Here is a 24,009-nt window from a genome sequence, read left to right as displayed (position 1 = left end):
GGCCATAGAGGACGAAAAGTCCCAAGGAGAAGACCGGAAATCGGCTCTCAGGTAAGACAAGGGTAGAATGAAATGAACAATCCCGTTATGAAGCCCGCTTGGGCTGGCACGACGTTACGCCTCGATCCGTCCCGCTTTCCCCAGCAGGTCAGCTACGCCATCCACGATTGTTCGGATGACGTCAATATCACCATAGACGAACGCGGTGCGGTCCTGCGCAAGGTCCTCCCCTCCAGCGGCCTGCCGCTCTCGATTGCGCTGCCGAAGCGCGTTTTCAAGGGCGTCGCCGCCCGCGCCATCGACCATGGCGACGGCGATGTCACCGTAACCCTCGAACTCCATCACGCCGATCCGGAGCTCTGCATTCCGCTGCTCGTCGCCCATGATCTCAGCGACATCGCCGCCGACTGGCGCAGCTGGTCCGAAGCCTTCCGCATTCCGATGCTGATGGTCGAGGCCGACGGCGTCGCCCGGCCGCTCGAAGACCATATTGGCGCCTTGCGCACCAGCGATCTCAAGCCTCGCCGCCGTCATTCCTACTTCGCCAATCGCCGTCCGCGCTTCCTCGTGCGCCGTACCACCGGCCGGCTGGGCGTTGCGATGAAGATCGAAGGTAAGGAAATCATCGCCCGCAACTGAACAAAAACGCGACAGTTCCATTCGGCGACGTCGCTTCGGAACCATTTTGAAACCCGGCGCCCGCGCCGGGTTTATCGTTTCATTCGTCGTCCCAATCAGGGAATGGCAAACAGCAGCGAGATGAAGAGGCCGAAGAAGATGATCAGGCCGACGCGGTTGTTCGATTTGAAGAGCGCCAGGCACTGGTCGGCATCGTTGATATCGAGCCGGACGATCTGCCAGGCGAACATGCCGGCCGCACCGAGCAGACCCAGAAACGCGATGAGATTGGCGCCGGCCAGAGCGAAAGCAATAAACATCAGCACCAGCGTCAGCCCATAAAGGCCGATCAGCCATTGCCGCGTCCTGTCGCCGAACAGGCGCGCAGTGGAGCGGACGCCGATCAGCTCGTCATCCTCCTTATCCTGATGCGCATAGATCGTGTCGTAACCGATCGTCCAGGCGACGGAGGCGGCGTAGAGCAGGATGGCTGCAAAGGAGAGGCCGCCGAAAATGCCGGCCCAACCCATCAGCGCGCCCCAGGAAAAGGCAAGCCCCAGGTAGAATTGCGGCCAGTCGGTGAAACGTTTGGCAAAGGGATAAAACGCCACGATCCCGAGTGAGAGCACGCCGAGGAAAACGTTGAGCCAGTTGAACTGCAGCAGCACGAAGAGCCCGACCAACGCCTGCAAGCCGATGAAGATTTTTGCCCGACGGCGGGTGACGCGGCCGGAGGGGAGCGGACGCGACCGCGTGCGCGCCACTTCCATATCGATCTCGTGGTCGACGAGATCGTTATAGGTGCAGCCGGCGCCGCGCATGGCGACCGCGCCGACGAAATAGAGGAACAGGTGAGATACCAGCAGGCTGCCGGAATAGATCCCCTCACCGATCGCCGCATTGGCGGCAAGGGTCGCCGACCAGAAGCACGGCCACATCAAGAGCTGCCAGCCAATCGGGCGATCCCAGCGCGCGAGCTGCGCATAGGGCCAAAGCCATGGCGGCAGGATCCGGTAGACCCAGTTGTCGGAAGGTGCGTCGGAGACGCGCTCGTTGAAATCGCCAGTATCGTGCATGAAGCTCATCTAGCGGCGGGCCGCCGATCCGGTCAAGAAGCGATCATTGCACTGCCACTTGCATCATTCCTTAGATCAGAATCGATCCAGGGATGAAATTATTTTGCAATTCATATGGTTACAGCGCCACTCGTCTGAAAGGACCCGCGGCGCGGTCAATCACTGCAGCGAGAAATTGAACTTATAGGTCGCCGAGACACCGATCAGGACCTGGTTCTTCGAGCCGCGGTCGCGCACGAGGCTGCTGTCGGCGGCAGGGCCTGCCAGCCGCTTATATTCGAGGAAGGAACTGGCCGAGAGGTTTTCCGTCGCCTTCCAGGTCAGCGCCGTGCCGGCGCCATAGGACTGGATGCCCGATGCGGGCTTATAGGGATCAAGGCCGCTTGCCGCCGCCTGCTTGGCGTTAACGCCGTAATAGGCGTCGTAGTAGCCGCTGGTGGCGAATGTCGCGCGCGGGCCGCCCGACAGTTGCAGGTCGGGCGCGATATCGGTGAAGGCATCGACCGCGAGATCGGCGACGATACCGTCATGCGAGCGGAGGCCCTGGCGGACTTCGGCGCGGGCGCGAAGGAAATCTGTGGGGTAGACTTCTAGGAAAGCGCCGGCTTCCGCCCCCCATTTGACCTTCTTCAAGCCCTTCAGATCGCTGCTGTCGCCGTCATCGCGCGACGGCACGAATTTGCCGACGATGCCGGCCCGGAAGGCGCCCTTGTCGATGAGAGCGAAGGAGGGATTGTCGTTGCGCGAGGAAAAACGCGGCCCGGCGCCTTGGCGGCCGACCGAGATCAGCGGGCTGAACTTGAATTCATTATGCGACGAGCCCTCGAATTTCGGGGCGGAAAAGCCGGCAACGCCGACGCTCAGATACCAGTCGCCGGACCAGAAGTGCTGGCCGCTTTCCTGGGCGGCCACTGAGCCAGCAGATAAAAGGGCAATAGCCAAAGAGATCGATACGACTGATCGATGAGACACGTCCGCACTCCAGAAAACGCAAAAACAAAGCCGCGGAGGGCGGCGTTTGCTACATTTATCCTGATCTCGTTACCCCAATGTTAACCACGGCAGCGAGATGACACAGGCAAAAATGACGGATGCCCGCGCTAACGCTGGTTCCAGCGGCGGATGACCGGTTCGGTCAGATCGTGCTCGTAGCCGAGCACGCTGATGCTGGCCGTATCGAGCACGAAACGGGAGCCGTCTTCCGCCGGCAGGCCGAGCCAGCGGGCGGCGAGGACGCGCAGGAAATGCGAACTCGAGAAGATCAGAATGGTGCCGGCCGTTTCGCGAAGCGCATGGATGACGGCGTCTGCGCGGGCGCCGACATCGGCGGCGAACTCGCCATTCGGGCAACCATCGCGAAAGAGCTGCCAACCGGGGCGGTCCGCAAGGATCGCCTTGGTGGTGATGCCTTCATAAGCGCCATAGTCCCATTCGGCGAGATCGTCCTTGATCACCGCGCCCGATCCGAATCCGGCAAGCGCGCAGGTCTTGCGGGCGCGCTCGGACGGGCTCGACCAGACGGCGGAGAAGGTAAGTCCCGCCAGCCGGTCGGCGAGTTGGCGGGCGGCGGCCTCGCCATTCGCCGTCAAGGGAATATCGCTGCGTCCGGTATGGCGCCCGGACAGGCTCCATTCGGTTTCACCGTGGCGGACCAGGTAGATCTCGGGAAACGCATTGCTCATCGGCACGTCCTTTCATGAGAACCGGCTCCTCGGCAAAACCGCGAGCGGAAGCGGCACTTCCGCGGGATCAGAACGTCACCTTTTCCAACGGTGCGCGCCTCGCCTCGAATTCCTTCAGCTTGGCTTCGTTGCGGGCGATGTAATTGCGATTGTCGGGAACGGCGAACTGGTTCTTGGCGACCTGGATCTGCAAGATGAAGAGTTCGTCCCAGCGGAAGCCCACCTCGGAACCGGCCAGATAAAATTCCCACATGCGGAAGAATTGCTCGTCGTAAAGCGCCACCGCTTCGGCCTTGCGCGCCACGAAACGCTCGCGCCAATGGCGCAGCGTATAGGCATAATGCATCGGCAGGATTTCGATATCCTTGACCAGCAGCCCGGCCTTCTCAAGCGGCGGCACGACCTCGCCGACGGAAGGGATGTAGCCGCCCGGGAAGATGTACTTCTCGATGAAGGCATTGGTGCCGAAGCTCGGCTTCGGACGGCCGATCGAATGCAGCACCATGACGCCGTCGTCATCGAGCAGGTCCGATACCTTGCGGAAGAAATTGCCGTAATTGCCGATACCGACATGTTCGAACATGCCGACCGAGACGATGCGGTCGAACTTCCTGCCCGTCATGGTGCGGTAGTCCTGCAGTTCGAAACGCACACGGTCGGCAAGGCCGCGCTTTTCGGCGCGCGCACGCGAGACCTTGAGCTGTTCCTCGCTCAGCGTGATGCCGGTGAAATCGGCCCCGTCGGTCGCCTCCGTCAGGTACATGCCCATGCCGCCCCAGCCGGAGCCGATCTCCAGGATACGCTGGTTCGGCTCGAGCAGAAGCTTGGCGGCGATATGGCGCTTCTTGGCGAGCTGCGCCTCGTCGAGACCAATTCCCGGCGGCTCGAAATAGGCGCAGGAATATTGCCAGTCCTCGTCGAGGAAAAGATCGAAGAGCTTGGCAGACAGGTCGTAATGATGGGCGACATTGTGCTTGTTGCGATTGACCGGCACGCGGCTCTTCAGCTGTTGCCAGGCAATGCGGCCGAGGAGCAGTGCCGCCATCTTGAAATCGAAGATTTCGTTGGTGGTGTTCTGTTTCACCAGCGACAGGAAATCGTAAATGTTGCCCTGTTCGAGAATGAACCGGCCTTGCATGTACATTTCGCCGAGCTTCATGGTCGGGTCGCGCCGGATGGCGTCCTCGGCCTCCTGATCGGCAAGGCGGGCGACAACGGTTTCACCCGTGCCGTCGCCGATAGTATGGGTTTCGCCATTGGCAAGGGTAAGTTTCAACGAACCCTTGCGGACGATTTGCTGGACGATCGATAAGAATGCCGACGCCATGGACGCCTCGCAAATGTGACAGGATGGTCACATCAACTTAGTGGCTCTCTTTCGCCATACAAGCGCTGGATTTAGCACTCTTTACAGAACGCTGCCAAACTGTTGCATTTTTGCCGAAACGCCAGCTAAACCCTTATTTTCGCTTCATGGCTTCGGCAAGTGCCGCGCCGAATGCGCCTTGGCTTTCCGGTTTCTGAGCCGCGGGCCGGCGCTCGTTCTGCGGCCGCGACCCTTGGCTTGGGCGAGAATCACCACGCGGCGGCGGCGCTGATGAGCCGTCATCGCGTCGCATGGAAAGACCGATGCGCTTGCGCTTGGCATCGACTTCGACAACCCGCACCTTGACGACATCGCCCGCCTTGACGACCTCGTGGGGATCCTTGACGAAGCGATCGGCAAGCTGGGAGACATGCACCAGACCATCCTGGTGCACGCCGATATCGACGAAGGCGCCGAAGGCGGCGACATTGGTCACCGTGCCTTCCAGCACCATACCGGGCTTGAGGTCGGAAATTTCGTTGACGCCCTCGGCAAAGGTCGCGGTCTTGAAGCTCGGACGCGGGTCGCGGCCGGGCTTTTCCAGCTCCGCGATGATGTCTTTGACCGTCGGCAGACCGAATTTCTCGTCGATGAACTGGCGCGGATCAACCGATTTCAACACCGCGCTGTCGCCCATCAGCGCGCGCAGATCGCGGCCACAGGCGGCGACGATCTTCTTGGCAACGCCGTAAGCCTCCGGATGCACCGAGGAGGAATCGAGCGGCTCCTTGCCGTTGGGAATGCGCAGGAAGCCGGCGCATTGCTCGAAAGTGCGGCCGCCGAGGCGGGCGACCTTCAGCAGATCCTTTCGCGTCTCGAAACGGCCTTCGCTGTCGCGGTGGCGGACGATGGCGTCGGCGATCGACGGGCCGAGGCCGGAGACGCGCGACAGCAGCGGCGCAGACGCGGTGTTGAGATCGACACCGACGGCATTCACCGCATCTTCCACCACCGCATCGAGCGAACGCGACAGCTTCTGCTGGTCGACGTCGTGCTGATACTGGCCGACGCCGATCGACTTCGGCTCGATCTTGACGAGTTCGGCGAGTGGATCCTGCAGGCGCCGCGCGATGGAGACGGCGCCGCGCAGCGACACGTCGAGATCAGGGAATTCTGCCGCTGCGGTCGCCGAGGCGGAATAGACCGAGGCGCCGGCTTCCGACACGATGACCTTGGTCGGCTTCGGCGCCGGCAGCTCGGCCAGCATGTCGGCCACCAGCTTTTCGGTTTCGCGGCTGCCGGTGCCATTGCCGATCGAGATCAGCTCGACATTATGCTTGCGGACCAGCGATGCGAGCTCGACCTGGGCGCCGCGCACGTCATTCCTCGGCTGGAAGGGATAGACGGTCGATGTCGCCACCACCTTGCCGGTGCCGTCGACGACGGCGACCTTGACGCCGGTGCGGATGCCGGGATCGAGACCCATCGTCGCGCGCGAGCCGGCGGGTGCGGCCAAAAGCAGGTCCTTGAGATTGCGGGCGAAGACATGGATCGCTTCTTCTTCGGCCCTTTCGCGTAGTTCCCGCATCAGGTCGAGCGAGAGCGACATGGAAAGCTTGACGCGCCAGGTCCAGCTTGCGACCTCCGTCAGCCAGCGGTCGCCGGGACGGCTCGTACCGATCTCGTAAGCCGCCACGATCATGCGTTCGACCGGCTTGTTCGGAGAGGTCGTCTCGGCGTCGGCCTCGATCGTCAGCGTCAGCACCTCCTCGTTCCAGCCGCGCAGCATGGCGAGCGCGCGGTGGCCGGGGGCGGTCGCCCAGCGTTCGGAATGGTCGAAATAATCCGAAAACTTCTCGCCGGTCGCCTGCTTGCCGTCGACGACTTTCGCCTTCAGCAGCGAGGCCTGGCGCATATGGGCGCGCAACTTGCCGAGCAGGTCGGCATTTTCGGCAATGCCTTCGGCGATGATGTCGCGCGCGCCTTCGAGCGCCGTCTTCACATCGGGCACATCAGCTGTGAGGAAGCCTTCGGCCAAGACCGCCGGTTCCCTGGCGCGGTCGGCAAGGATCGTCTCGGCGAGCGGACCGAGGCCGCGTTCACGGGCGATTTCGGCCCGCGTGCGGCGCTTCGGCTTGTAGGGCAGATAGAGATCTTCAAGCTCGGCCTTGGTTTCGGCGCCGGCGACCTTGGTCATCAGCTCGTCGGTCATCTTGCCCTGGCCGGTAATCGATTCGACGATCGCGTCGCGCCGGGCTTCGAGCTCGCGCAGATAGACCAGCCGCTCGGCGAGATTGCGCAGCTGCGTATCATCCAGCCCGCCCGTCACTTCCTTGCGGTAGCGGGCGATGAAGGGCACGGTGGCGCCCTCGTCGAGCAGCTCGATGGCGGCTTTGGCCTGTTCGGGCCGGGCGTTGATTTCGGCGGAGATGCGGGCTGCGAGAAAACGGAGGTCTGCGGCCATGGGATTTCCTGTTTCGTCAGAGGTGGCGGGACCATAGCGGCGAAAAGCGGCAAGGCAATGTTGGAGTTTACGGCCGAGCGCCGATCCACAGGATAAGCATGCCGGAAAGGCGGCGATTTTGCGGTTGTGCAGATGCGCCATTCTTTGCTAGCAGAAGCAACGTTTTGACCCGGCGCCCATGCCATCCCTCCCCTGTCGCGGGAGGCAAGGAAATTCGACATGCCAAACCTTCTTCTCGAACTCCGCTCCGAAGAGATTCCGGCCCGCATGCAGCGTAAGGCTGCCGGCGACCTGAAGAAGCTCGTCACCGATGCGCTTGTCGAAGCGGGCCTGTCCTACGAGGGCGCGCGCGAATACTGGACGCCGCGGCGGCTTGCGCTCGACATCCACGGCCTGACGGCGCGCTCGGCCGATGTGCGCGAGGAACGCAAGGGACCGCGCACCGACGCCAACGAGAAGGCGATCGAAGGTTTTCTGCGCGGCGCAGGATTGTCCTCGATCTCCGAGGCGCAGGTGGTGAGCGATCCGAAGAAGGGCGATTTCTACGTCGCGGTCATCTCCAAGCCCGGCCGCGCGACGGAAGAGATCGTCAGCGATATCATGCCCGGCATCATCCGCGATTTTCCCTGGCCGAAATCGATGCGCTGGGGCAAGGCCTCGTCCAAGCCCGGTGCGCTGCGCTGGGTGCGGCCGTTGCAGTCGATCGTCTGCACTTTCGGCCCGGAGCATGAAGAGACAACCGTCATCCCCTTCGAGATCGACGGCATCACCGCGTCCAACATCACCTATGGCCACCGCTTCCATGCGCCGGAGGCGATCACCGTGCGGCGCTTCGACGATTATGCGGCGAACTTGGAAAAGGCGAAGGTCATCCTCGATGCCGAGCGGCGCAAGGACATCATCCTGCACGACGCCCGCGACATCGCCTTTGCCAACGGGCTGGAGCTGGTGGAAGACGAAGGCCTGCTGGAGGAAGTCTCCGGCCTTGTCGAATGGCCGCAGGTGCTGATGGGCAGTTTCGAGGAGGATTATCTCTCGATCCCCTCCGAAATCATCCGGCTGACGATCAAGACCAACCAAAAGTGTTTCGTGACGCGGCCGCAGGGTGGCGAAACGCTGTCGAACAAGTTCATCCTCGTCTCCAATATCCAGGCGAAAGACGGCGGCAAGGAAATCGTCCACGGCAACGGCAAGGTGGTGCGGGCCCGGCTTTCGGATGCGCTGCATTTCTGGAAGCGCGACCAGGGCAATCTGCCGGATCTCGAGACGCTGACGGCGTCGGCGGCAAAGTTCGGCCTCGACATCAAGAAGCCGCTCGACCAGCGCATGGCCAAGCTCGATGCGCTTGACGTGACCTTCCATGCCAAACTCGGCACACAGGGCGCGCGCGTCGCCCGCATCCGCGCACTGGCCAAGGAATTGGCGAAGATAACTGGTGCGGATGCGGCCCTCGTCGATCGCGCCGCCGTACTCGCCAAGGCCGATCTGCGCACCGAAGCCGTCGGCGAATTCCCGGAGCTGCAGGGCTTGATGGGCCGCAAATATGCGGTGCTGCAGGGTGAGGACGCCTCCGTTGCCGCAGCGATCGAGGATCACTACAAGCCGCAGGGTCCGTCGGACCGCGTGCCGGAGGACAAAGTGGCGATCACCATCGCCCTTGCCGACAAGCTCGATACGTTGATCGGCTTCTGGGCGATCGATGAAAAGCCGACAGGGTCGAAGGATCCGTTTGCGCTGCGGCGGGCAGCGCTCGGTGTCGTCAGGATCCTCTTGGAGCGAAGGATCCGCCTGCCGCTGCTGGCAACGACCAGGGATAGCGACCTGCTCTCCTTCTTCCACGACCGCCTCAAGGTCTATCTGCGCGACCAGGGCGCCCGCCACGATCTCATCGACGCCGTGCTGACTTCAGATGCCGACGACCTGTTGATGGTGGCGCGCCGCGTCGAAGCGCTGACGGCCTTCATCACCTCGGAGGACGGCAAGAACCTGCTCGCCGGCACCAAGCGGGCGACACAGCTGCTCGCCGCCGAGGAAAAGAAGGGCACCGTGATCGCCGACAGCGTTTCGCAAGCGCTTCTGAAGCTCGATGCCGAGAAGGAATTGTTCGCCGCAATCTCCAGTGCCTCGAAGGATGCGTCGAACGCCGTCGCCGGGGAAGACTTCCGCTCGGCAATGGAAGCGCTCTCCAAGCTGCGCGGCCCGGTCGACCGCTTCTTCGAAGACGTGCTCGTCAACGACGAGGACGCCGCCATCCGCGCCAACCGTCTCGCCCTGCTGCGGCTGATCCGCGAGGCGACGGGGACGGTTGCGGATTTCTCGAAGATTTCGGGGTGATATTCGACCGCCATCGGCGGTCTGGCATTGCCGCCGCCGTGGCGTTATTCAAGAGACATGCAGAGCAAGATTCTCGTCAGCGCCTGTCTCATGGGGCACGCCGTCCGCTATGACGGGCGGGCGAAGCCGTTGCTTCATCCTGTGATCGAGACATGGCGGGCCGAGGGTAGGCTGGTGACGATCTGTCCGGAGATGTCGGCGGGCATGAAGGTGCCGCGCCCTCCGGCCGAGATTGGAAATGCTGCGACCGGCGAGGATGTGCTGGCCGGCACGGCGCGGGTTGTCGAGCTGACGGGCGCCGACCTAACGGAAGAGTTCCTGCTGGCGGCAGAAAATGCCGTGGCGCTCGCAAGGCGGGCCGACTGCCGCTATGCGCTGCTCATCGACGGCAGCCCGTCCTGCGGATCCGGTTTCATCTATGACGGCACCTTTTCCGGCCGCAAGCAGGCCGGCGCCGGCGTGACGGCGGCGGCGCTGAAAGCGGCCGGTGTCGAAGTGTTTTCCGATCACGAGATCGAGCGGCTGATCGACCGTATCGCGCAATGAGCCTAAAAAGGCACGGCCGCCGGAGAACCGACGGCCGCTAAGAATTTCGTGATAAAATTTCTTATTGTCCCCGCGCCGTTTAGGCGGCACGGCGACCTTGATGCATGGCCGGGGCAGCGCTTTCGCCACTGACTCGGAAGCCGCGAATGAGGTCGATCAGTTCGTCGGTATCGGTGGCGAGCGTCTCGGCCGATGCCGTGGTCTCTTCGGCCATGGCAGCGTTCTGCTGGGTGGCGGCGTCGAGCTGGTTCATCGACGAGGAGATCGAACGCAGCGTCGTATCCTGCTCAGAGGCGCTGTGGGCGATCTTGGCGACGATCTCGTTGGCGGCCTTGATCTGGTCGGAGATGCGCTTCAGCGCCTCGCCAGCCTCGCCGACCAGACGGACGCCATGATCCACCTGGCTGGAGGAGCGGGCGATCTGGTCCTTAATCTCCTTGGCCGCAGCGGCGGAACGCTGGGCAAGTTCACGGACTTCCTGGGCAACGACCGCAAACCCCTTGCCGGATTCACCGGCACGGGCTGCCTCGACGCCGGCATTCAGCGCCAAGAGGTTGGTCTGGAAGGCGATCTCGTCGATGACGCCGATGATCTTGGTAATCTCCGACGACGATTTCTCGATGCCGCTCATCGCCTCGATTGCCTGGGTGACGATCGCATCGCTGTGGGTTGCCTCGGTGCTAACCGCGTGGACACGTTTGCTCGCCTCATGGGCGCCATCGGCCGTCTGACGGACGGCGACGGTGAGTTCATCGAGCGCCGCCGAGGTTTCTTCGAGGCTGGCGGCCTGGCGTTCGGTGCGCTGCGACAGCTCGTTGGAAGCGCGGCGGATCTCTTCCTTGCTGGTGCCGATATCGGTGCCCTTGGCGCTGACCTTGGCCATGGCGGCTTCGAGATGCGACAGCGCATCGTTGAAGTTGTCGCGAAGGGCGGCATACTTCTGGCCGAGATCGGCGCAGCGCACGGTGAGGTCGCCGCGGGCAATCATCTCCAGCGCCTGGCCGATGGTCGTCACCACGCGCGCCTGCAGCGTTGCCTCATCCTGCTGCTGGCGCAGATTGTTTTCGCGCTCGCTTTCCAGCGCCAGCTGCTGGGCCGCCTCGCGATCCGACATCGCATGACGCTCCCTGATCTTTTCCTGCAGTGACTGCGTCGCCTTCGCCATCATGCCGACTTCGTTGTTCATGCCGGTATGCGGAATGGTGATCGAAACATCCTCTTCGGCGACCGACTGCAGGGCGGCATGGACGTTGTTGAGAGGTCCCGATATGCCGCGGATGACGACGTAGGCGGCTGTCATGGCAAGGAAGAACAGGACGATGCTGCCGGAGAGCGCGGTCAGGATCGTGCTGTTTATCTGAGCATCGAGATCGTCCATGTAGACGCCGGTGACGACGACGACCTTCCAGGGATCGAAGGCCTGTGCATAGGCCGTCTTACGAAAATCGCCAGCGGGCTGGCCCGGTTTGGCTGTGGAATAATATTCGACGAGACCGCCGCCCTGCTGCCCGAGCTTGACCAGCTCTTCGCGATAGAGCTTGCCTTTGCTGTCCGGCTGGCCCTTGTTGACCTGACCGACTTTCGCGGCATCATAATGGAACATCATCTGGATGTCGTAGCTATAGCCGAAGAAATAGCCATCGGGGTCGTATTTCATCGCATTGACCGTGGCGTAGGCCTGCTTCTGGGCGTCTTCCAGCGTCATTTCGCCGGCAGTCACCTTTGCCTGGTAGATTTTGAGAACCGAGACCGCCGACTGAACCTCGGCGCGGAGCATGTCATAGCGCTCCTTGTAGATCGCATCGACCGAGGAGCGGATCTGCAGGGAAGTGGCGATCGCAAAGGCGATCATCAGGCCGACGACCAGCAATATGAGCTGCTTTGATATCTTCAAATTTTTCATGACGCCTCGCAACGGGAATGGGTAGCTGCATTCCGGTGCGGTTTTCTACCGCCTGTGCGAGCGCGCCAAACAAGACGACGCGTCTACCGCTGCTAAAATAAACATGCTGCGACCGGGTAAGCAACAATTGATGCCCATCCTATAAAAAAGCTTTAATTTTATCATTCGCGACGCGCATTTCCCTAAAAATCCGGGGGTGCTTACAAAGCAAAACCGCCGGATTTTCATCCGGCGGTCGAATATCATTTCTTTTCGAATTCTCAGCGTGCCCGGCGCATCAAAACAGGAATGCACCCCCGCTGCTCATCGAGGGTGCATTCAGTCCACCGGTGGTGGAACCCCAAGCGATCGAAACCTTGATCAGGCCAGGGGCAGGGAACTTTATGTTTTAGAAACGCAGCTTGAATTCGGAAACGTTAATTGCTGCCGGTTGTTCCGCCATACCTGCCGCAACGGGCCTGGCGTCGCCGCCAATGACGGCCGCGGTGGTTGCATTCATGTCGATACCGTCTACCGGCGCTGCCGGCGGCGCGGCGGCAATCATGGATTCAGGCGTCGCCTTGCTGACGAAGACGACCGGCGAGCCGCCCATCCAGCCTTCGGTGCGGTAAATCTTCTTTTCGCCGCCGACATCGCGGATTTCACTCGCCTGGAGGACGCCGGGCTTCAGCTCCGGCACCGTATAGTCCTTCTTGGTCAGTTCGGCCTGGAGCGGCGGGCAATCGGCGCAGGTTTCGGTGACGATGCTGCCTTCAGTGCGCGGCGCAGTTTTGCCGACCACCTCTATCGAGGACGCCATCGCAGAGCCTGCCATTAACAGGATTGCCGCACCGAGGAAAATCTGACGCATCAATGCCACTCCGTCTCATCTTGGGAGCGGTATAGCGCAGCTTTGTTTCCATCCCGTCAGGGGAAAGGGTAAAAATTTAAAGAACGGGCGGGTTTATACTCATTCCGAGCCGGTTTCGCGCTCGATCGCCCGCCAGCCGATGTCGCGCCGGCAGAAGCCGTTTTCCCATCTCACCCTGTCGAGCAGCGCGTAGGCGCGGTTCTTGGCCTCGGCGACCGTGCCGCCTGACGCGGTGACGTTCAGCACGCGGCCGCCAGTCGCAACCAGTGTGCCGTCCTTCAGAGCCGTGCCGGCATGAAACACCTTCTCGCCCTCGCCTGCATCAGGCAGGGAGAGGATCGGCGTATTCTTCTCGTAGGCACCGGGATAACCCTTGGAGGCCATGACCACCGTCAGCGCCGGATCGTCGTTCCATTCGGCCTTGACCTGATCGAGCGTGCCGTTGGCGGTGGCGAGCAGCAGCGGCAGCAGATCGCTCTTCAACCGCATCATCATCACCTGGCATTCGGGGTCGCCGAAACGGACATTGTATTCGATCAGCTCCGGCCCCTTCTTGGTGATCATCAGCCCGGCGAAAAAGACGCCAGAGAAGGGATGACCGCTTTCGGCCATGCCGCGCATCGTCGGTTCGATGATCTCCTTCATCGTCCGCTCGACCATTTCGGCGGTCATGACAGGCGCCGGCGAATAGGCGCCCATGCCACCGGTATTGACGCCGGTATCGCCCTCGCCCACCCGCTTGTGATCCTGGGCGGTTGCGAGCGGCAGCGCATGTTTGCCATCGCAGAGGCAGAAGAAGCTCGCTTCCTCGCCATCGAGATAGGCTTCGACGACGACTTCGGCGCCGGCAGCGCCAAAGGCGCCTTCGAAGCAGTCGTCGACCGCCGCCAGCGCCTCGTCCAGCGTCATCGCAACCGTCACGCCCTTGCCGGCGGCAAGACCATCGGCCTTGACGACGATCGGCACACCCTCGGCGCGGATATAGGCTTTGGCCTTCGGTCCATTGTTGAAGCGCTGGTAGGCGCCTGTCGGGATGTCGTAGCGGGCGCAAATATCCTTGGTGAAGCCTTTGGAGCCCTCGAGCTGGGCTGCGGCAGCGGAGGGACCGAAGACCGCCAGGCCATCGGCGCGCAGCCGGTCAGCGAGGCCGGCAACCAGCGGCGCCTCCGGGCCGACGACGACGAAATCGATCGCCTTGTCCTTGCAGAAGGCCGCGACCGCTTCGTGATCCTCGATATCAACCGGCACGAGGACGGCGTGTTCGGCAATGCCGGGATTGCCGGGTGCGGCGTAGAATTCCGTCATCAACGGCGATTGCGCCAGCTTCCAGGCGAGCGCATGCTCGCGTCCGCCCGATCCGATCAACAGAACCTTCATGCGCGACCCTTTCCTTTTCTGTCTGGCGGTTAAGGGCCAAGGGCCGAAAGGTCAAGCGGGAAAGCTTACCAGCCCCCGCCTCCCCCGCCTCCGCCACCGCCGCCCGACGAGCCGCCGCCGGAAAAACCAGAGGATGAGCTCGACGGCGGCGGCGCGGGAATCGTCGACGCGATGGTCGAGGCCATGGACGAGGAAAAGCCGCCGATACGATCGGAAAAGCTGCCGCTGTTGAAATTGCCGGCATACCAGGCGGGCGCATAGGCAGCAGCCGCGCCGGCGGCGGCGGCCGCAAGCCAGGTTTCGAAAGTGCGCGACCAAGGCTTTTCGACGCCGAGCGCCACCGCATAGGGCAGCAGCGTCTCGAAATGCCGCGGCGACATTTCCGGCGCGCCTGCCGTGTTCATCCGGTCCTTCTCGGCAAGCGTCAGATACTGGCGCAGACCGTCTATGCCATCCATCATCTTGGCGCCGAGCGGGGTCGGCGCGCCCATGATGAAGAAATAGAGGATGTTCAAAAGCGCGATGCCGCCGACGGCAAAGAGCATCGGCGTTTCGTGCAGTTCCACTAGCGAGGAGGCAAGCGCCAGGACCATGGTCGCCAGAATGCCGATGCCGACGAAGACGCCGACGGCGGCGGCGATGATGGCGATGATCTTGCCGAACAGTGATTTGCCGCGATGTAGCGACCTGACGAGGCCGGCGGCGAACACTGCAACGAAGACCGAGATGGCGATCGGGATCAGCATCAGCGCGATGGTATCGGGCGCCAGCGAACCGAAAACGAACAGGATCACCAGGGCGGCTGCGCTGAGCGCGATGCCGCCTACGGTATAGGCCAGGTTGGAATTGTAATATTTGCCGCGATGCTCCTTCTCGATCGCCGAGCGGAAGGCCTGGCCGACGGACTTCACCCGCTCGCCATTGGCCTTGTCGATCGTAAGCGTCGAGCCGGCACCGCCGGCAACCTTCAGCAGTTCGATTTCGCCGGCCTGGAATTTCTCCTTGCCGAGCGGCTTGCCGGTGCCTTGGATGACGATCGAATTCTTCAGGTCTTCGAGCTTGACGTAGCCGCGGACGGCAAGATTGAGCGCAGTGGCAGACAGCGCCGTCCAGCCCTCTCCGGAGAAGCCCTTATTGTCGATATAGTTGACCAGCGCCGGCGAGATACCATCAGGCGCGTCCCAGCGTGGCACGACGACGCCACGGGCGGGATCGCGGCCGACCTTCAGCCAGGAGCGCGTGTAATAGGCGAAAACGAGGATCAGGCCGCCGAAGCCGATGAAATAATTGCGGTTGTCCTTCAGCCACCAGGCGCTTTCCATATCCGCGCTCGGCGGATCGATCGAACCCTTCGGCATGCGGATCGCGAAGGTGAGGCCCTCGTGGGCATCGAGCGGCGCAATGGTGGAAAAGACCAGGCCAGCGCCGCTCTCGCTGACGCGGGCATTCTTTTCCGTCGCGCCCTGAGGGCCGGTGAAGAAGGCCGTCTCCGTCGCGCCGACGCCGGGCGGCAGCTTCACCGTTGCGGTGGCCGAGCGGATCGGGAAGATCCAGCCATTGCCGGTGACGTTCCAATAGAGTTCGTCGTGATCGTCGAAATAGCGGATCTGGCGATTGGTCCTGTAGGTGAAGACGTATCGATGACGGCCCGGCGTCACGGTCACATCGGCAGAACCGGCATAGATGCGGATGCCGCCTGATATCGATTCGGTGTGCCAGGGCTCGTTATCGCCATCGCGCTGGACCGACACCATATCGAAATCGACGCTGCGGCGGCGGCCCGCGGCATCGGTGAAATAGAGCGGGAAATCACGGAAGATGCCGTGGTTGATCTGATTGCCTTCGGCATTGACGGTGATCGTTTCCGTCACCGCCATCGCACCGGTTTTTTCGAGCGTAATGTCGGAGGCGAAACTGTCGATCACCTCGGCGGCAAAGGCCACCGGGGCGGCGAGCATCAACAGCAGTGCAAAGCAAAATCCGAAAAACCGACGCCCCATCCCTGTCTCCCCGCCGGCAGCCTCGGCTGCGTTTCGTCAATCGTTGTCCTGATAGGTCACGCCGAGTGCTGCCAGCGTCCGCCAATAGGCGGGGAAGGTCTTGCCGACGCAATCGGGATCGAGAATGGTGATGCCGTCGATCTTCAGCCCGGCGAGCGCGAAACTCATGGCGATGCGATGATCGGCGAAGCTGTCGATCTCCGCCGGCAGATGCCTGCCCGCAAGTGCGGGATCGGACTGCACGATCAGATCGTCGCCTTCTTCGCGGGCAAGGCCTGAAACAATGCGGTTGAGGCCGGTCGAGAGCGCCCGGATGCGATCGCATTCCTTGACGCGCAGATTGGCGATGCCGACGAAGCGAACCGGCGTCTGGTTGAAGGCGGCAAGCACGGCAAGGGTCGGAACGGCATCCTGCATCTGCGAGCCGTCGATCTCTGCCGGCAGATGCGGGAATTTGGCGATGATGTCATAGGCGCGCGCATCCGGCTGCGAGAAGGTATCGGAGGGAACACCGAGATCGATCGTGCCGCCGGTGAGGACCTCGGCGGCCCAGAGATAGGTCGCAGCCGAAGCATCGGGCTCGACGATGAAGTCGGCAGCGCGGTAGCCGGTCGGCTCGACGCGCCAGGTGACCGGGCTGGTCTTCTCGACCTTGGCGCCGAAAGCCTTCATCGCCGCCGTGGTCAGATCGATATAGCCGAGCGCGCCGATATCCTCACCGACGAGTTCGATGTCGACCGGCCGGTCGCCGCCGGCCGCCATCATCAGCAGCGCGGAGACATACTGGCTGGACAGGCCGCCATCGATGCGGATGCGGTCGGCCTGGAAGCGGCCGGTGCCCTTGACGGTGACCGGCGGGCAACCGGTCTCGGCACTCACGTCGATGCCGAGCGTGCGCATCGCCTCGACCAACGGGCCGATCGGGCGCTTGCGCATATGTTCGTCGCCATCGACGATGACGGTGCCGTCGACCAGAGCCGCAGCCGCCGTGAGGAAGCGTGTCGCCGTGCCGGCATTGCCGAGAAAGAGTGGTGCCTTCGGCGGCAGCAGCCTGCCGCTGCCGGTAACGACGAAGGTGGTATCGTCAGGCTCGTCGATCGAAACCCCCATGGCACGCAGCGCTTCGGCCATATACCGCGTATCGTCGCTCTTCAGCGCCCCGGTCAGTCGGCTGGTGCCCTTCGCAAGGCCCGCGAGCAGCAGGGCGCGATTGGTGATCGACTTGGAGCCCGGCGGCATGGCGCGGCCCGAAAGCGGCTTGCCCGGCGGGATGATCGTGAGTTTGGCTGTGCGTGTCATGCTGTTCTTCCGTCCATAAGGCGACCATTACCGGCCGCAATCTGCCCTTGCTCTTAATCGCTTTCTGGCAAAGGCAAAATGCCGGATCGTCAGAATTTCACGGTGGGGACGGCGCGGTCGGCTTCGTTGGTGATTTCGAAATATTCCCGCTTGGCAAAGCCGAACTGGCCGGCGACGAGATTGGACGGGAAGCTTTCGACCTTGACGTTCAGGTCGCGGGCCGCACCGTTGTAATAACGCCGCGCCATCTGCAGTTCGCCTTCCATCGTTTCCAGCGAGGCCTGCAGCTCGGCAAAGTTCTGATTGGCCTTGAGATCCGGATAGGCCTCGGCAAGCGCGATGACGCGGCCGAGCGCCTGGCCGAGCAGACCTTCCGCCTGCGCCCTGCCGGCCACATCGCCTGATGGCACGGCCTGCGCCTTGTTGCGGAGCTCAACCACCTCTTCCAGCGTCGACTTTTCATGAGCGGCATAACCCTTGACCGTCTCGATCAGGTTCGGGATCAGGTCGGCGCGGCGCTTGAGCTGGACGTCGATGCCCGACCAGGCCTCTTCCGCCATCTGACGCGCGCGAACCAGGCCGTTGTAGACGAAGATGAGATAGAGCGCGATGACAACGATAATAGCGAGTATCACATACATGCAGATGAGCTCCCCCGATTTGATGATCGCACGTTAGTGGTTCGGCATAACAAAGTCATCTTGGCGCAGTCATTCTTCGGCCGATTTCGATGAGACTTTGATAATACCGTCCGTCTGAGAGACTATCAGCCAATCAGGAGCATAGGCATCCATCTTTTCGCTCGCTCGCCAGAGATTGAAGCGTTCGGTCCAGCGTTGTTCGACGTCAAGCGCGACTGCGAAAGGGAGATAATGCTCGTAGCATTCGACCGACATTGCCGGGCCATCGATCTCACCGCGGAAATAACGGTTCAAGATGAGCATGTTACTGTGAATCTGCCGCTGCTTCGGCGTTGGCATGCGCAGCATTGCCAGAACAATGACAATGCCGATAATGTCCAACAAAATCGCCGCCAGATATGGCTGCTGTTCGCTGATAACCTTAGTCATACCAATATAGCAAAGCGCGAGAATCATTAGCGCCGGGAGCGTCACATAAAGACTGACCGTCTGCCTAAAGTTGGTGTGGACAGACAGCCGTTCTGGATGCAGAAACGCTATCGCGAAAATAAGAGATATCAATAAGATACCGCAGATGGAGGCCGAAAAGAGCAGGAGGCCCGAGAAAAAAGCGACGGCAACACCAAGAGCCAGAATTGAGACTACAGCCGCCAAGCTCCACCGATCTGTGCCTCTGACCTTCTGATATTCCTCAGTAACTGTTCTGTGTAGTTCATCTCTCACATCAGGCCGGGCATTTTTAACTCTGCGCCGATCACCGACAGGCCGCTCCTTCCCAATTCGCCCGAACACCAAACGCGTCGCAGCCGGAAGGCCATACCATTTGGCGCGACCCGCCTTGCCCTTCCTGCGCTCGTGCTTTGCCAATAAGTCCGAGGCCTCCGCATTTTCATCCAGGCTGGAAACGCGAAGCGTTCGCTTCACTGCGAGATGGCAGACAGACGCCATGAAGGCCGCTTTTGCCGCGTCTGCCTTCCAGTTCAGGAACAGATAGGCAGCCAGAGCCGGGGATATGCTCTCCGTCATTTTGATGTCGACAACTATCAATGGTGCAGGCAAAAGCCACGAAGGTCGAAATTTGAGGATAACAACCAGACCGACGATCAGCGGCCCTAAAATGCTTAGGAATGGGAGAAAGTGATCCGAAAGCCACCACCGCATCCGCCTATCGCTCGTTCCGCCCAGAAAAGTTCCTCCGGGATATTCGATCTCGATATCCGGCAGAACCCGATCCCCCTTGCCTGCCGCGATAGACACCACAAACTCATCCGGTGCCCTCTGTATGGTCTCATAGGTCGCCGGATCATCGCGCGAAGGGCGCACCGCACCGCCGGGCGGCACCCTTAGAGTAAGCGTTTTTCTGGCGCCCTGGTCATGGACACGGCCCATATAGGCCGGCAGGAAAAGAACCTGGTGATCGCCTTCCTGACGGACCAGACGGCCGAGCCGGTAAGCGATCTGGATCTTTGTGACGCCGGTGAACAGATCAGCAGGGCAGCGTTTGCAGTGCTCCTTGCCGATATAGATCGAATAGCCCGGCACGTTGTTTTCTTTGAAATAATATTCGTCGGATCCGTCACGCCGGGCTGCGACCAGACCGAAATCTCGCCAGTGAACCCCGCCTGACGCATCCTTGAAACGTTGAGGGATATCAACGTAAACGCCGCCGTAGTTTTCCGCCTTCTTGACCAGGATATCAAAACTTTCCGACACCAAAGCAGTGCCGTCGGTAGAAATTTCGATCGTAGTTTTTGCCGACTGAACGGCGAACTCCTTGTCAAAATCGCTGCACGAGGTCAGCAAGACAAGAATTGCACATGACAACAGCCATGAGAAAATTCGCGGCATCCTGCCTGCGCAATTTTCAAATGAGATTTTAAAATAAAGAATATCGCTCTTCAAAAGAGATACCGAAGCTATACCTGACCGCAACACCCAATAAGACAATGTGGGGGCGGTTCACGCAATACAAAAGAAGCCTAGCTCCAGAAGCGACGGAATTTTTCGAGACGGCTTTTACGCCGCCTCTTTGGCCAGGTTGACGCCGCCGGCATCGGTCAGCAGGAAGGCTTCGCCACAGGCCTTTGCGAGCGTGCGCACGCGCAGGATATAGCTCTGGCGCTCGGTGACCGAGATGACGCCGCGGGCGTCGAGCAGGTTGAAGACATGGCTTGCCTTGATGCACTGGTCGTAGGCCGGGAAGACGCATTTGTGCAGGCGCTGGTTGGCGTTGTCGCCGGGCGCGCCGGCATCGAGCAGCGCCCGGCATTCCTTTTCAGCATCGACGAAATGGCGATGCAGCATCTCGGTATTGGCGAATTCGAAATTATGGCGCGAATATTCCTGCTCGGCCTGCAGGAAGACATCGCCATAGCTGATCTTCTCGTCGCCGTCGCGGCCGTTGAAGTTCAGATCGTACACATTGTCGACGCCCTGGACATACATGGCGAGGCGTTCGAGACCATAGGTGAGTTCGCCGGCGACGGGCGAGCATTCGATGCCGCAGACCTGCTGAAAATAGGTGAACTGCGAGACTTCCATGCCATCGCACCAGCATTCCCAGCCGAGGCCCCAGGCGCCGAGTGTCGGGCTTTCCCAGTCGTCCTCGACGAAACGGATATCATGCAGCAGCGGATCGAGGCCGATCGCCGCCAGCGAGCCGAGATAAAGCTCCTGCAGGTTCGGCGGGTTCGGCTTGAGGATGACCTGGTATTGGTAATAATGCTGCAGCCGGTTCGGGTTCTCGCCATAGCGGCCGTCGGACGGGCGACGCGACGGCTGGACGTAAGCCGCCTTCCACGGCTTGGGGCCGAGGGCGCGCAGCGTGGTGGCCGGATGGAAGGTGCCGGCGCCGACTTCCATGTCGTAAGGCTGCAGCACCGCGCAACCCTTGTCCGCCCAGTAGTTATGCAGGTTCAGGATCAGCGCCTGGAAGGAGCGCTTCGGGTTCATATGGTCTGGGATAGCTGACATCGAACGGCACCGATTGCTTGGGATTTATCGGCGCGACAGGTGCCATGGAGGGCGGCGGGGGTCAAGACTTTTGCGGCGGCGAAGAGGCGTCGAATGCCGATATGGAAGAGGAATTCCGCAGCCCCTCACCCTAACCCTCTCCCCGTAAACGGGGCTAGGGGACGTGCCATGCGAGAGGTGAGTGGGAAGGGAGAGGTCGCGGCATATCCCCTTCGCCCCGCAGGCGGGAGTCCGAAGGACGGGTCGAGACCCGTGGCTCGACCCCGGTCGATGGCGGCAGCCGGATGAGGGACAAGCGCTGAGTGAGAGGCGATGGCGACGCCTCTTATTCGCCCTCGCGCTTCAGCCGGTATTCGCCCGTCGCCGGGTCCTTGACCAGCGTGCCGATCGCGCCGGTCTGGCGCTCTTTTTCAGCGCGGCGCGACTTTTCGGCGAGCTTGCGGGCATCGGAGACGAAGCGTCGGTAAAGCCACCAGGCTGAGAAGACCAGGATCAGAATGGTAATTAACTGCGGCATGCCCCTCTCTTGCTCCCTTCAAAGCCCGAAACGACTCCACAATGCTCTCTCTTCCGCCGCTTCGACAAGCCCCGTTGCGAGACCGGATGCAGCACCTTCGAGCGAGACCGGCGACACACCGGGAATACGGCGGCCGAACAGGCCACGGCCGGCGGTGACAAGCTCCAGCTTGGTCTTCTGGCCGTAGCGCCTTTTCAGTTCTTGGCGCATGTCGCCGAGGCCATCGATGAGGCCGAGCTCCAGGCCGCGCGTGCCGCTCCAGAACAGGCCGGAAAAGACCGTCGCATCATCCCTCAGCTTGCCGGCGCGACGCTCGCGCACCATTGAGATGAAGACCTGGTGGATTTCGAGCTGCAGGCTCTTCAGATACTCGATATCCTTTTCCTTTTCCGGCTGGAAAGGATCGAGGATCACCTTGTTTTCGCCCGCCGTATAGACGCGGCGTTCGACGCCGATCTTCTTCAAGAGTTCGGGAAAGCCGAAACCGCCGGAGACGACGCCGATCGAGCCGACGATGGAGGTGGCATCGGCAATGATCTCGTCGCCGGCAAGCGCGATCATGTAACCGCCGGAGGCGGCGACGTCCTCGACGAAGACCAGAACCTTTTTCTGCTTCTCGCGGGCGAGCTCGCGAATGCGGGTGAAGATCAGGCGCGACTGGACGGGCGAGCCGCCCGGCGAATTGATGGAGATGGCGACCGCCGGCGCGTCCTTCATGGCGAAGGCCTTTTCCAGAACCGGAGAGACATTGGCGAGATTGAGGGTCGGCCGGAACTGGCCGCCGCCGCTGATGATCGCCCCCTGCAGCCGGACGACCGGGATGGTGATGCCGTCCTTGCGGAACCGTTTCGGCATCAGTTTTCTCAAGAATCCAGCCATTTCCCATCCTTCGCTTCGGGTCGCAGGATCGCAGTTTGCGATCGGCATCCATGTATGCGCTGGAACGGCAAACGCAATGGCCGCGGTCCTGAAAACATCAGGTTTGATTTTGTTGTTGCGAATGACTTGCATTATCATTCTAATTCGTCATAGTGCCCTGACGATAAAACAGGTGGAAATCGCATGGACGTCCTCAATCCGAATGCAAAGAGCGGCTGGCGGCATGAACGCGGAGAGGGATCGCTCTCCGATGTCTACCGCACCGTCGGAACCGGGCGTCACAGCTCGACATGGCGAAGGGCAGCAGCTTTCGCCGGGCCGGGCTACATGGTCGCCGTCGGTTACATGGACCCGGGCAACTGGGCGACATCGCTCGCCGGCGGCTCGAAATTCGGCTATGCGCTGCTCACCGTCGCGCTGCTTTCCAACCTGATGGCGATCGTGCTGCAAGCGCTCTGTGCGCGTCTGGCGATCGCTTCCGGGCGCGATCTTGCGCAGGCCTGCCGCGACGCTTTTCCGAGATATGTCTCGGTGCCGCTCTGGGCCCTTGCGGAAATCGCCATCATCGCCACCGATATCGCCGAGGTGATCGGCACGGCGATCGGCCTCAACCTGTTGATGGGCATCCCGCTCGAACTCGGCGTGCTGATCACCGCGCTCGACGTCTTCGTGATCCTCTTCCTGCAGAAGCTCGGTTTCCGCTGGGTGGAAGCCTTCATCATCGCGCTGCTCGGCGTCATCGCTGTCTGCTTCGGCGTGCAGATCCTGCTTGCCGACCCGCAATGGGGCGCCGTCCTCACCGGCTTCTTCCCGACCACCGAGATCGTCACCAATCCCGAGATGCTCTATCTGGCGCTCGGCATTCTCGGCGCGACCGTCATGCCGCACAATCTCTACCTTCACTCCGGCATCGTGCAGACGCGGGCCTACGGCCATACCATTCCCGAGAAGAAGGAGGCGCTGACCTTTGCGACGATCGATTCCACGGTCGCGCTGTGTTTCGCGCTTCTGATCAACGCCTCGATCCTGATCCTTGCGGCGGCCGCTTTCAATGCGCATGGCAAGACCGACGTCGTCGAACTCGGCGAGGCCCATTCACTGCTATCGCCGCTGCTCGGCCTGGCCATCGCGCCGACGCTCTTCGGCATCGCGCTTCTCTGCTGCGGCCTCAACTCGACGGTGACGGCAACGCTTGCCGGCCAGATCGTCATGGAAGGCTTCCTGAAGATCCGGCTGAAGCCGTGGGTACGCCGGCTGATCACCCGCGCCATCGCCATCGTGCCTGCGGCGATCGTCACCATCTGGTACGGCGATCAGGGCACGGCGCAGCTGCTGATCCTGACACAGGTGGTGCTCAGCCTGCAGCTTTCCTTCGCCGTCTTCCCGCTTGTCATGTTCACTGCCAGCAAGGCCAAGATGGGCGAACTGGTGGCGCCCCGCTGGCTGAGCGGCATCGCCTATCTGATCGCGGTCGTCATCGCCGGGCTGAACGTCAAGCTGCTCTTCGACTTCGTCACCGGCTGAAGCAATTCCAGGAAAAGTGT

Annotated in this window: 19 protein-coding genes; 4 read left to right on the top strand and 15 right to left on the bottom strand. The window is 61.6% G+C overall.

What is annotated here, in order from left to right; genetic code table 11:
- Positions 1-72 precede the first annotated feature (72 nt).
- The gene (locus CUJ84_RS02960) at positions 73-639 is read left to right on the top strand and encodes a DUF6101 family protein (RefSeq protein WP_017990459.1); all 567 of its coding nucleotides are present in this window, start codon (positions 73-75) and stop codon (positions 637-639) included.
- 95 nt (positions 640-734) lie between these two features.
- Here the strand turns inward: CUJ84_RS02960 and ubiA are convergent, their stop codons facing one another.
- The 5 genes from ubiA to CUJ84_RS02935 form a co-directional block, all read right to left on the bottom strand.
- Entirely contained in the window at positions 735-1,694 is a 960-nt protein-coding gene (ubiA, locus tag CUJ84_RS02955) for a 4-hydroxybenzoate octaprenyltransferase (RefSeq protein ID WP_105008068.1), read from the bottom strand.
- A 159-nt stretch (positions 1,695-1,853) separates the two neighbouring features.
- Positions 1,854-2,666 (bottom strand): MipA/OmpV family protein, encoded by an 813-nt coding sequence (locus CUJ84_RS02950; protein WP_105005120.1) that lies wholly within the window; start codon positions 2,664-2,666, stop codon positions 1,854-1,856.
- A 128-nt stretch (positions 2,667-2,794) separates the two neighbouring features.
- Entirely contained in the window at positions 2,795-3,376 is a 582-nt protein-coding gene (locus tag CUJ84_RS02945; protein ID WP_105005119.1) for a histidine phosphatase family protein, read from the bottom strand.
- A gap of 67 nt (positions 3,377-3,443) precedes the next feature.
- Entirely contained in the window at positions 3,444-4,703 is a 1,260-nt protein-coding gene (locus CUJ84_RS02940) for an SAM-dependent methyltransferase (protein WP_105005118.1), read from the bottom strand.
- Positions 4,704-4,836: 133 nt separating this feature from the next.
- Positions 4,837-7,146, bottom strand: coding sequence for a Tex family protein (locus tag CUJ84_RS02935; protein ID WP_105005117.1), 2,310 nt, complete (start codon positions 7,144-7,146; stop codon positions 4,837-4,839).
- 219 nt (positions 7,147-7,365) lie between these two features.
- Here CUJ84_RS02935 and glyS point away from each other — a divergent pair, with 219 nt between their 5' ends.
- Together glyS and CUJ84_RS02925 are read left to right on the top strand one after the other, a co-directional pair.
- Positions 7,366-9,480: a glycine--tRNA ligase subunit beta gene (gene glyS, locus CUJ84_RS02930; protein ID WP_105005116.1), complete on the top strand. Its 2,115-nt coding sequence runs from the start codon at positions 7,366-7,368 to the stop codon at positions 9,478-9,480.
- Between the two features lie 57 nt (positions 9,481-9,537).
- On the top strand, positions 9,538-10,026 hold the full coding sequence (locus CUJ84_RS02925) for a DUF523 domain-containing protein (protein ID WP_105005115.1): 489 nt from the start codon (positions 9,538-9,540) through the stop codon (positions 10,024-10,026).
- A gap of 79 nt (positions 10,027-10,105) precedes the next feature.
- On the opposite strand, the gene CUJ84_RS02920 is transcribed toward CUJ84_RS02925, so the two are convergent.
- The 10 genes from CUJ84_RS02920 to CUJ84_RS02875 all read right to left on the bottom strand — a co-directional run bounded on the left by CUJ84_RS02920 (position 10,106) and on the right by CUJ84_RS02875 (position 22,465).
- Positions 10,106-11,929, bottom strand: coding sequence for a methyl-accepting chemotaxis protein (locus tag CUJ84_RS02920; protein WP_105005114.1), 1,824 nt, complete (start codon positions 11,927-11,929; stop codon positions 10,106-10,108).
- A gap of 388 nt (positions 11,930-12,317) precedes the next feature.
- Positions 12,318-12,779 (bottom strand): plant virulence effector HPE1-like domain-containing protein, encoded by a 462-nt coding sequence (locus CUJ84_RS02915; RefSeq protein ID WP_027685786.1) that lies wholly within the window; start codon positions 12,777-12,779, stop codon positions 12,318-12,320.
- Positions 12,780-12,878: 99 nt separating this feature from the next.
- Positions 12,879-14,156, bottom strand: coding sequence for a phosphoribosylamine--glycine ligase (purD, locus tag CUJ84_RS02910; RefSeq protein ID WP_105005113.1), 1,278 nt, complete (start codon positions 14,154-14,156; stop codon positions 12,879-12,881).
- Positions 14,157-14,221: 65 nt separating this feature from the next.
- Complete coding sequence (locus tag CUJ84_RS02905) at positions 14,222-16,156, bottom strand: DUF2207 domain-containing protein (RefSeq protein WP_105005112.1); 1,935 nt, start codon at positions 16,154-16,156, stop codon at positions 14,222-14,224.
- A 36-nt stretch (positions 16,157-16,192) separates the two neighbouring features.
- Positions 16,193-17,455, bottom strand: a complete 1,263-nt coding sequence (locus tag CUJ84_RS02900) for a 3-phosphoshikimate 1-carboxyvinyltransferase (protein ID WP_105005111.1) — start codon at positions 17,453-17,455, stop codon at positions 16,193-16,195.
- 89 nt (positions 17,456-17,544) lie between these two features.
- Positions 17,545-18,096 (bottom strand): LemA family protein, encoded by a 552-nt coding sequence (locus CUJ84_RS02895; protein WP_105005110.1) that lies wholly within the window; start codon positions 18,094-18,096, stop codon positions 17,545-17,547.
- Between the two features lie 69 nt (positions 18,097-18,165).
- On the bottom strand, positions 18,166-19,944 hold the full coding sequence (locus CUJ84_RS02890) for a DUF2207 family protein (RefSeq protein WP_105005109.1): 1,779 nt from the start codon (positions 19,942-19,944) through the stop codon (positions 18,166-18,168).
- Between the two features lie 168 nt (positions 19,945-20,112).
- Positions 20,113-21,069, bottom strand: a complete 957-nt coding sequence (locus CUJ84_RS02885; protein ID WP_105005108.1) for a glycine--tRNA ligase subunit alpha — start codon at positions 21,067-21,069, stop codon at positions 20,113-20,115.
- Between the two features lie 325 nt (positions 21,070-21,394).
- Positions 21,395-21,586 carry a membrane protein gene (locus tag CUJ84_RS02880; protein ID WP_003556931.1) on the bottom strand — a complete coding sequence of 64 codons (192 nt, stop codon included), beginning with the start codon at positions 21,584-21,586 and terminating at the stop codon, positions 21,395-21,397.
- Between the two features lie 18 nt (positions 21,587-21,604).
- A complete protein-coding gene (locus CUJ84_RS02875; protein ID WP_018495057.1) occupies positions 21,605-22,465 on the bottom strand; it encodes a S49 family peptidase in 861 nt (286 codons plus the stop codon).
- Positions 22,466-22,648: 183 nt separating this feature from the next.
- Here CUJ84_RS02875 and CUJ84_RS02870 point away from each other — a divergent pair, with 183 nt between their 5' ends.
- Positions 22,649-23,989 carry an Nramp family divalent metal transporter gene (locus CUJ84_RS02870; RefSeq protein WP_105005107.1) on the top strand — a complete coding sequence of 447 codons (1,341 nt, stop codon included), beginning with the start codon at positions 22,649-22,651 and terminating at the stop codon, positions 23,987-23,989.
- Positions 23,990-24,009: the final 20 nt, after the last annotated feature.

It is taken from the genome of Rhizobium leguminosarum, from assembly GCF_002953715.1.
GTDB classification, from domain to species: Bacteria; Pseudomonadota; Alphaproteobacteria; order Rhizobiales; family Rhizobiaceae; genus Rhizobium; species Rhizobium leguminosarum_V.
The sequence above is the reverse complement of the archived record's forward strand: the minus strand, read 5'-3'. Positions and strand labels throughout refer to the sequence as shown.

Bases quoted from the DNA above. Each gene is read 5' to 3' on its own strand.
- CUJ84_RS02960 (WP_017990459.1), top strand. From the start codon at position 73: ATGAACAATCCCGTTATGAAGCCCGCTTGGGCTGGCACGACGTTACGC.
- ubiA (WP_105008068.1), bottom strand. From the start codon at position 1,694: ATGCACGATACTGGCGATTTCAACGAGCGCGTCTCCGACGCACCTTCC.
- CUJ84_RS02945 (WP_105005119.1), bottom strand. From the start codon at position 3,376: ATGAGCAATGCGTTTCCCGAGATCTACCTGGTCCGCCACGGTGAAACC.
- CUJ84_RS02940 (WP_105005118.1), bottom strand. From the start codon at position 4,703: ATGGCGTCGGCATTCTTATCGATCGTCCAGCAAATCGTCCGCAAGGGT.
- CUJ84_RS02935 (WP_105005117.1), bottom strand. From the start codon at position 7,146: ATGGCCGCAGACCTCCGTTTTCTCGCAGCCCGCATCTCCGCCGAAATC.
- glyS (WP_105005116.1), top strand. From the start codon at position 7,366: ATGCCAAACCTTCTTCTCGAACTCCGCTCCGAAGAGATTCCGGCCCGC.
- CUJ84_RS02925 (WP_105005115.1), top strand. From the start codon at position 9,538: ATGCAGAGCAAGATTCTCGTCAGCGCCTGTCTCATGGGGCACGCCGTC.
- CUJ84_RS02920 (WP_105005114.1), bottom strand. From the start codon at position 11,929: ATGAAAAATTTGAAGATATCAAAGCAGCTCATATTGCTGGTCGTCGGC.
- CUJ84_RS02915 (WP_027685786.1), bottom strand. From the start codon at position 12,779: ATGCGTCAGATTTTCCTCGGTGCGGCAATCCTGTTAATGGCAGGCTCT.
- purD (WP_105005113.1), bottom strand. From the start codon at position 14,156: ATGAAGGTTCTGTTGATCGGATCGGGCGGACGCGAGCATGCGCTCGCC.
- CUJ84_RS02905 (WP_105005112.1), bottom strand. From the start codon at position 16,156: ATGGGGCGTCGGTTTTTCGGATTTTGCTTTGCACTGCTGTTGATGCTC.
- CUJ84_RS02900 (WP_105005111.1), bottom strand. From the start codon at position 17,455: ATGACACGCACAGCCAAACTCACGATCATCCCGCCGGGCAAGCCGCTT.
- CUJ84_RS02895 (WP_105005110.1), bottom strand. From the start codon at position 18,096: ATGTATGTGATACTCGCTATTATCGTTGTCATCGCGCTCTATCTCATC.
- CUJ84_RS02890 (WP_105005109.1), bottom strand. From the start codon at position 19,944: ATGCCGCGAATTTTCTCATGGCTGTTGTCATGTGCAATTCTTGTCTTG.
- CUJ84_RS02885 (WP_105005108.1), bottom strand. From the start codon at position 21,069: ATGTCAGCTATCCCAGACCATATGAACCCGAAGCGCTCCTTCCAGGCG.
- CUJ84_RS02880 (WP_003556931.1), bottom strand. From the start codon at position 21,586: ATGCCGCAGTTAATTACCATTCTGATCCTGGTCTTCTCAGCCTGGTGG.
- CUJ84_RS02875 (WP_018495057.1), bottom strand. From the start codon at position 22,465: ATGGCTGGATTCTTGAGAAAACTGATGCCGAAACGGTTCCGCAAGGAC.
- CUJ84_RS02870 (WP_105005107.1), top strand. From the start codon at position 22,649: ATGGACGTCCTCAATCCGAATGCAAAGAGCGGCTGGCGGCATGAACGC.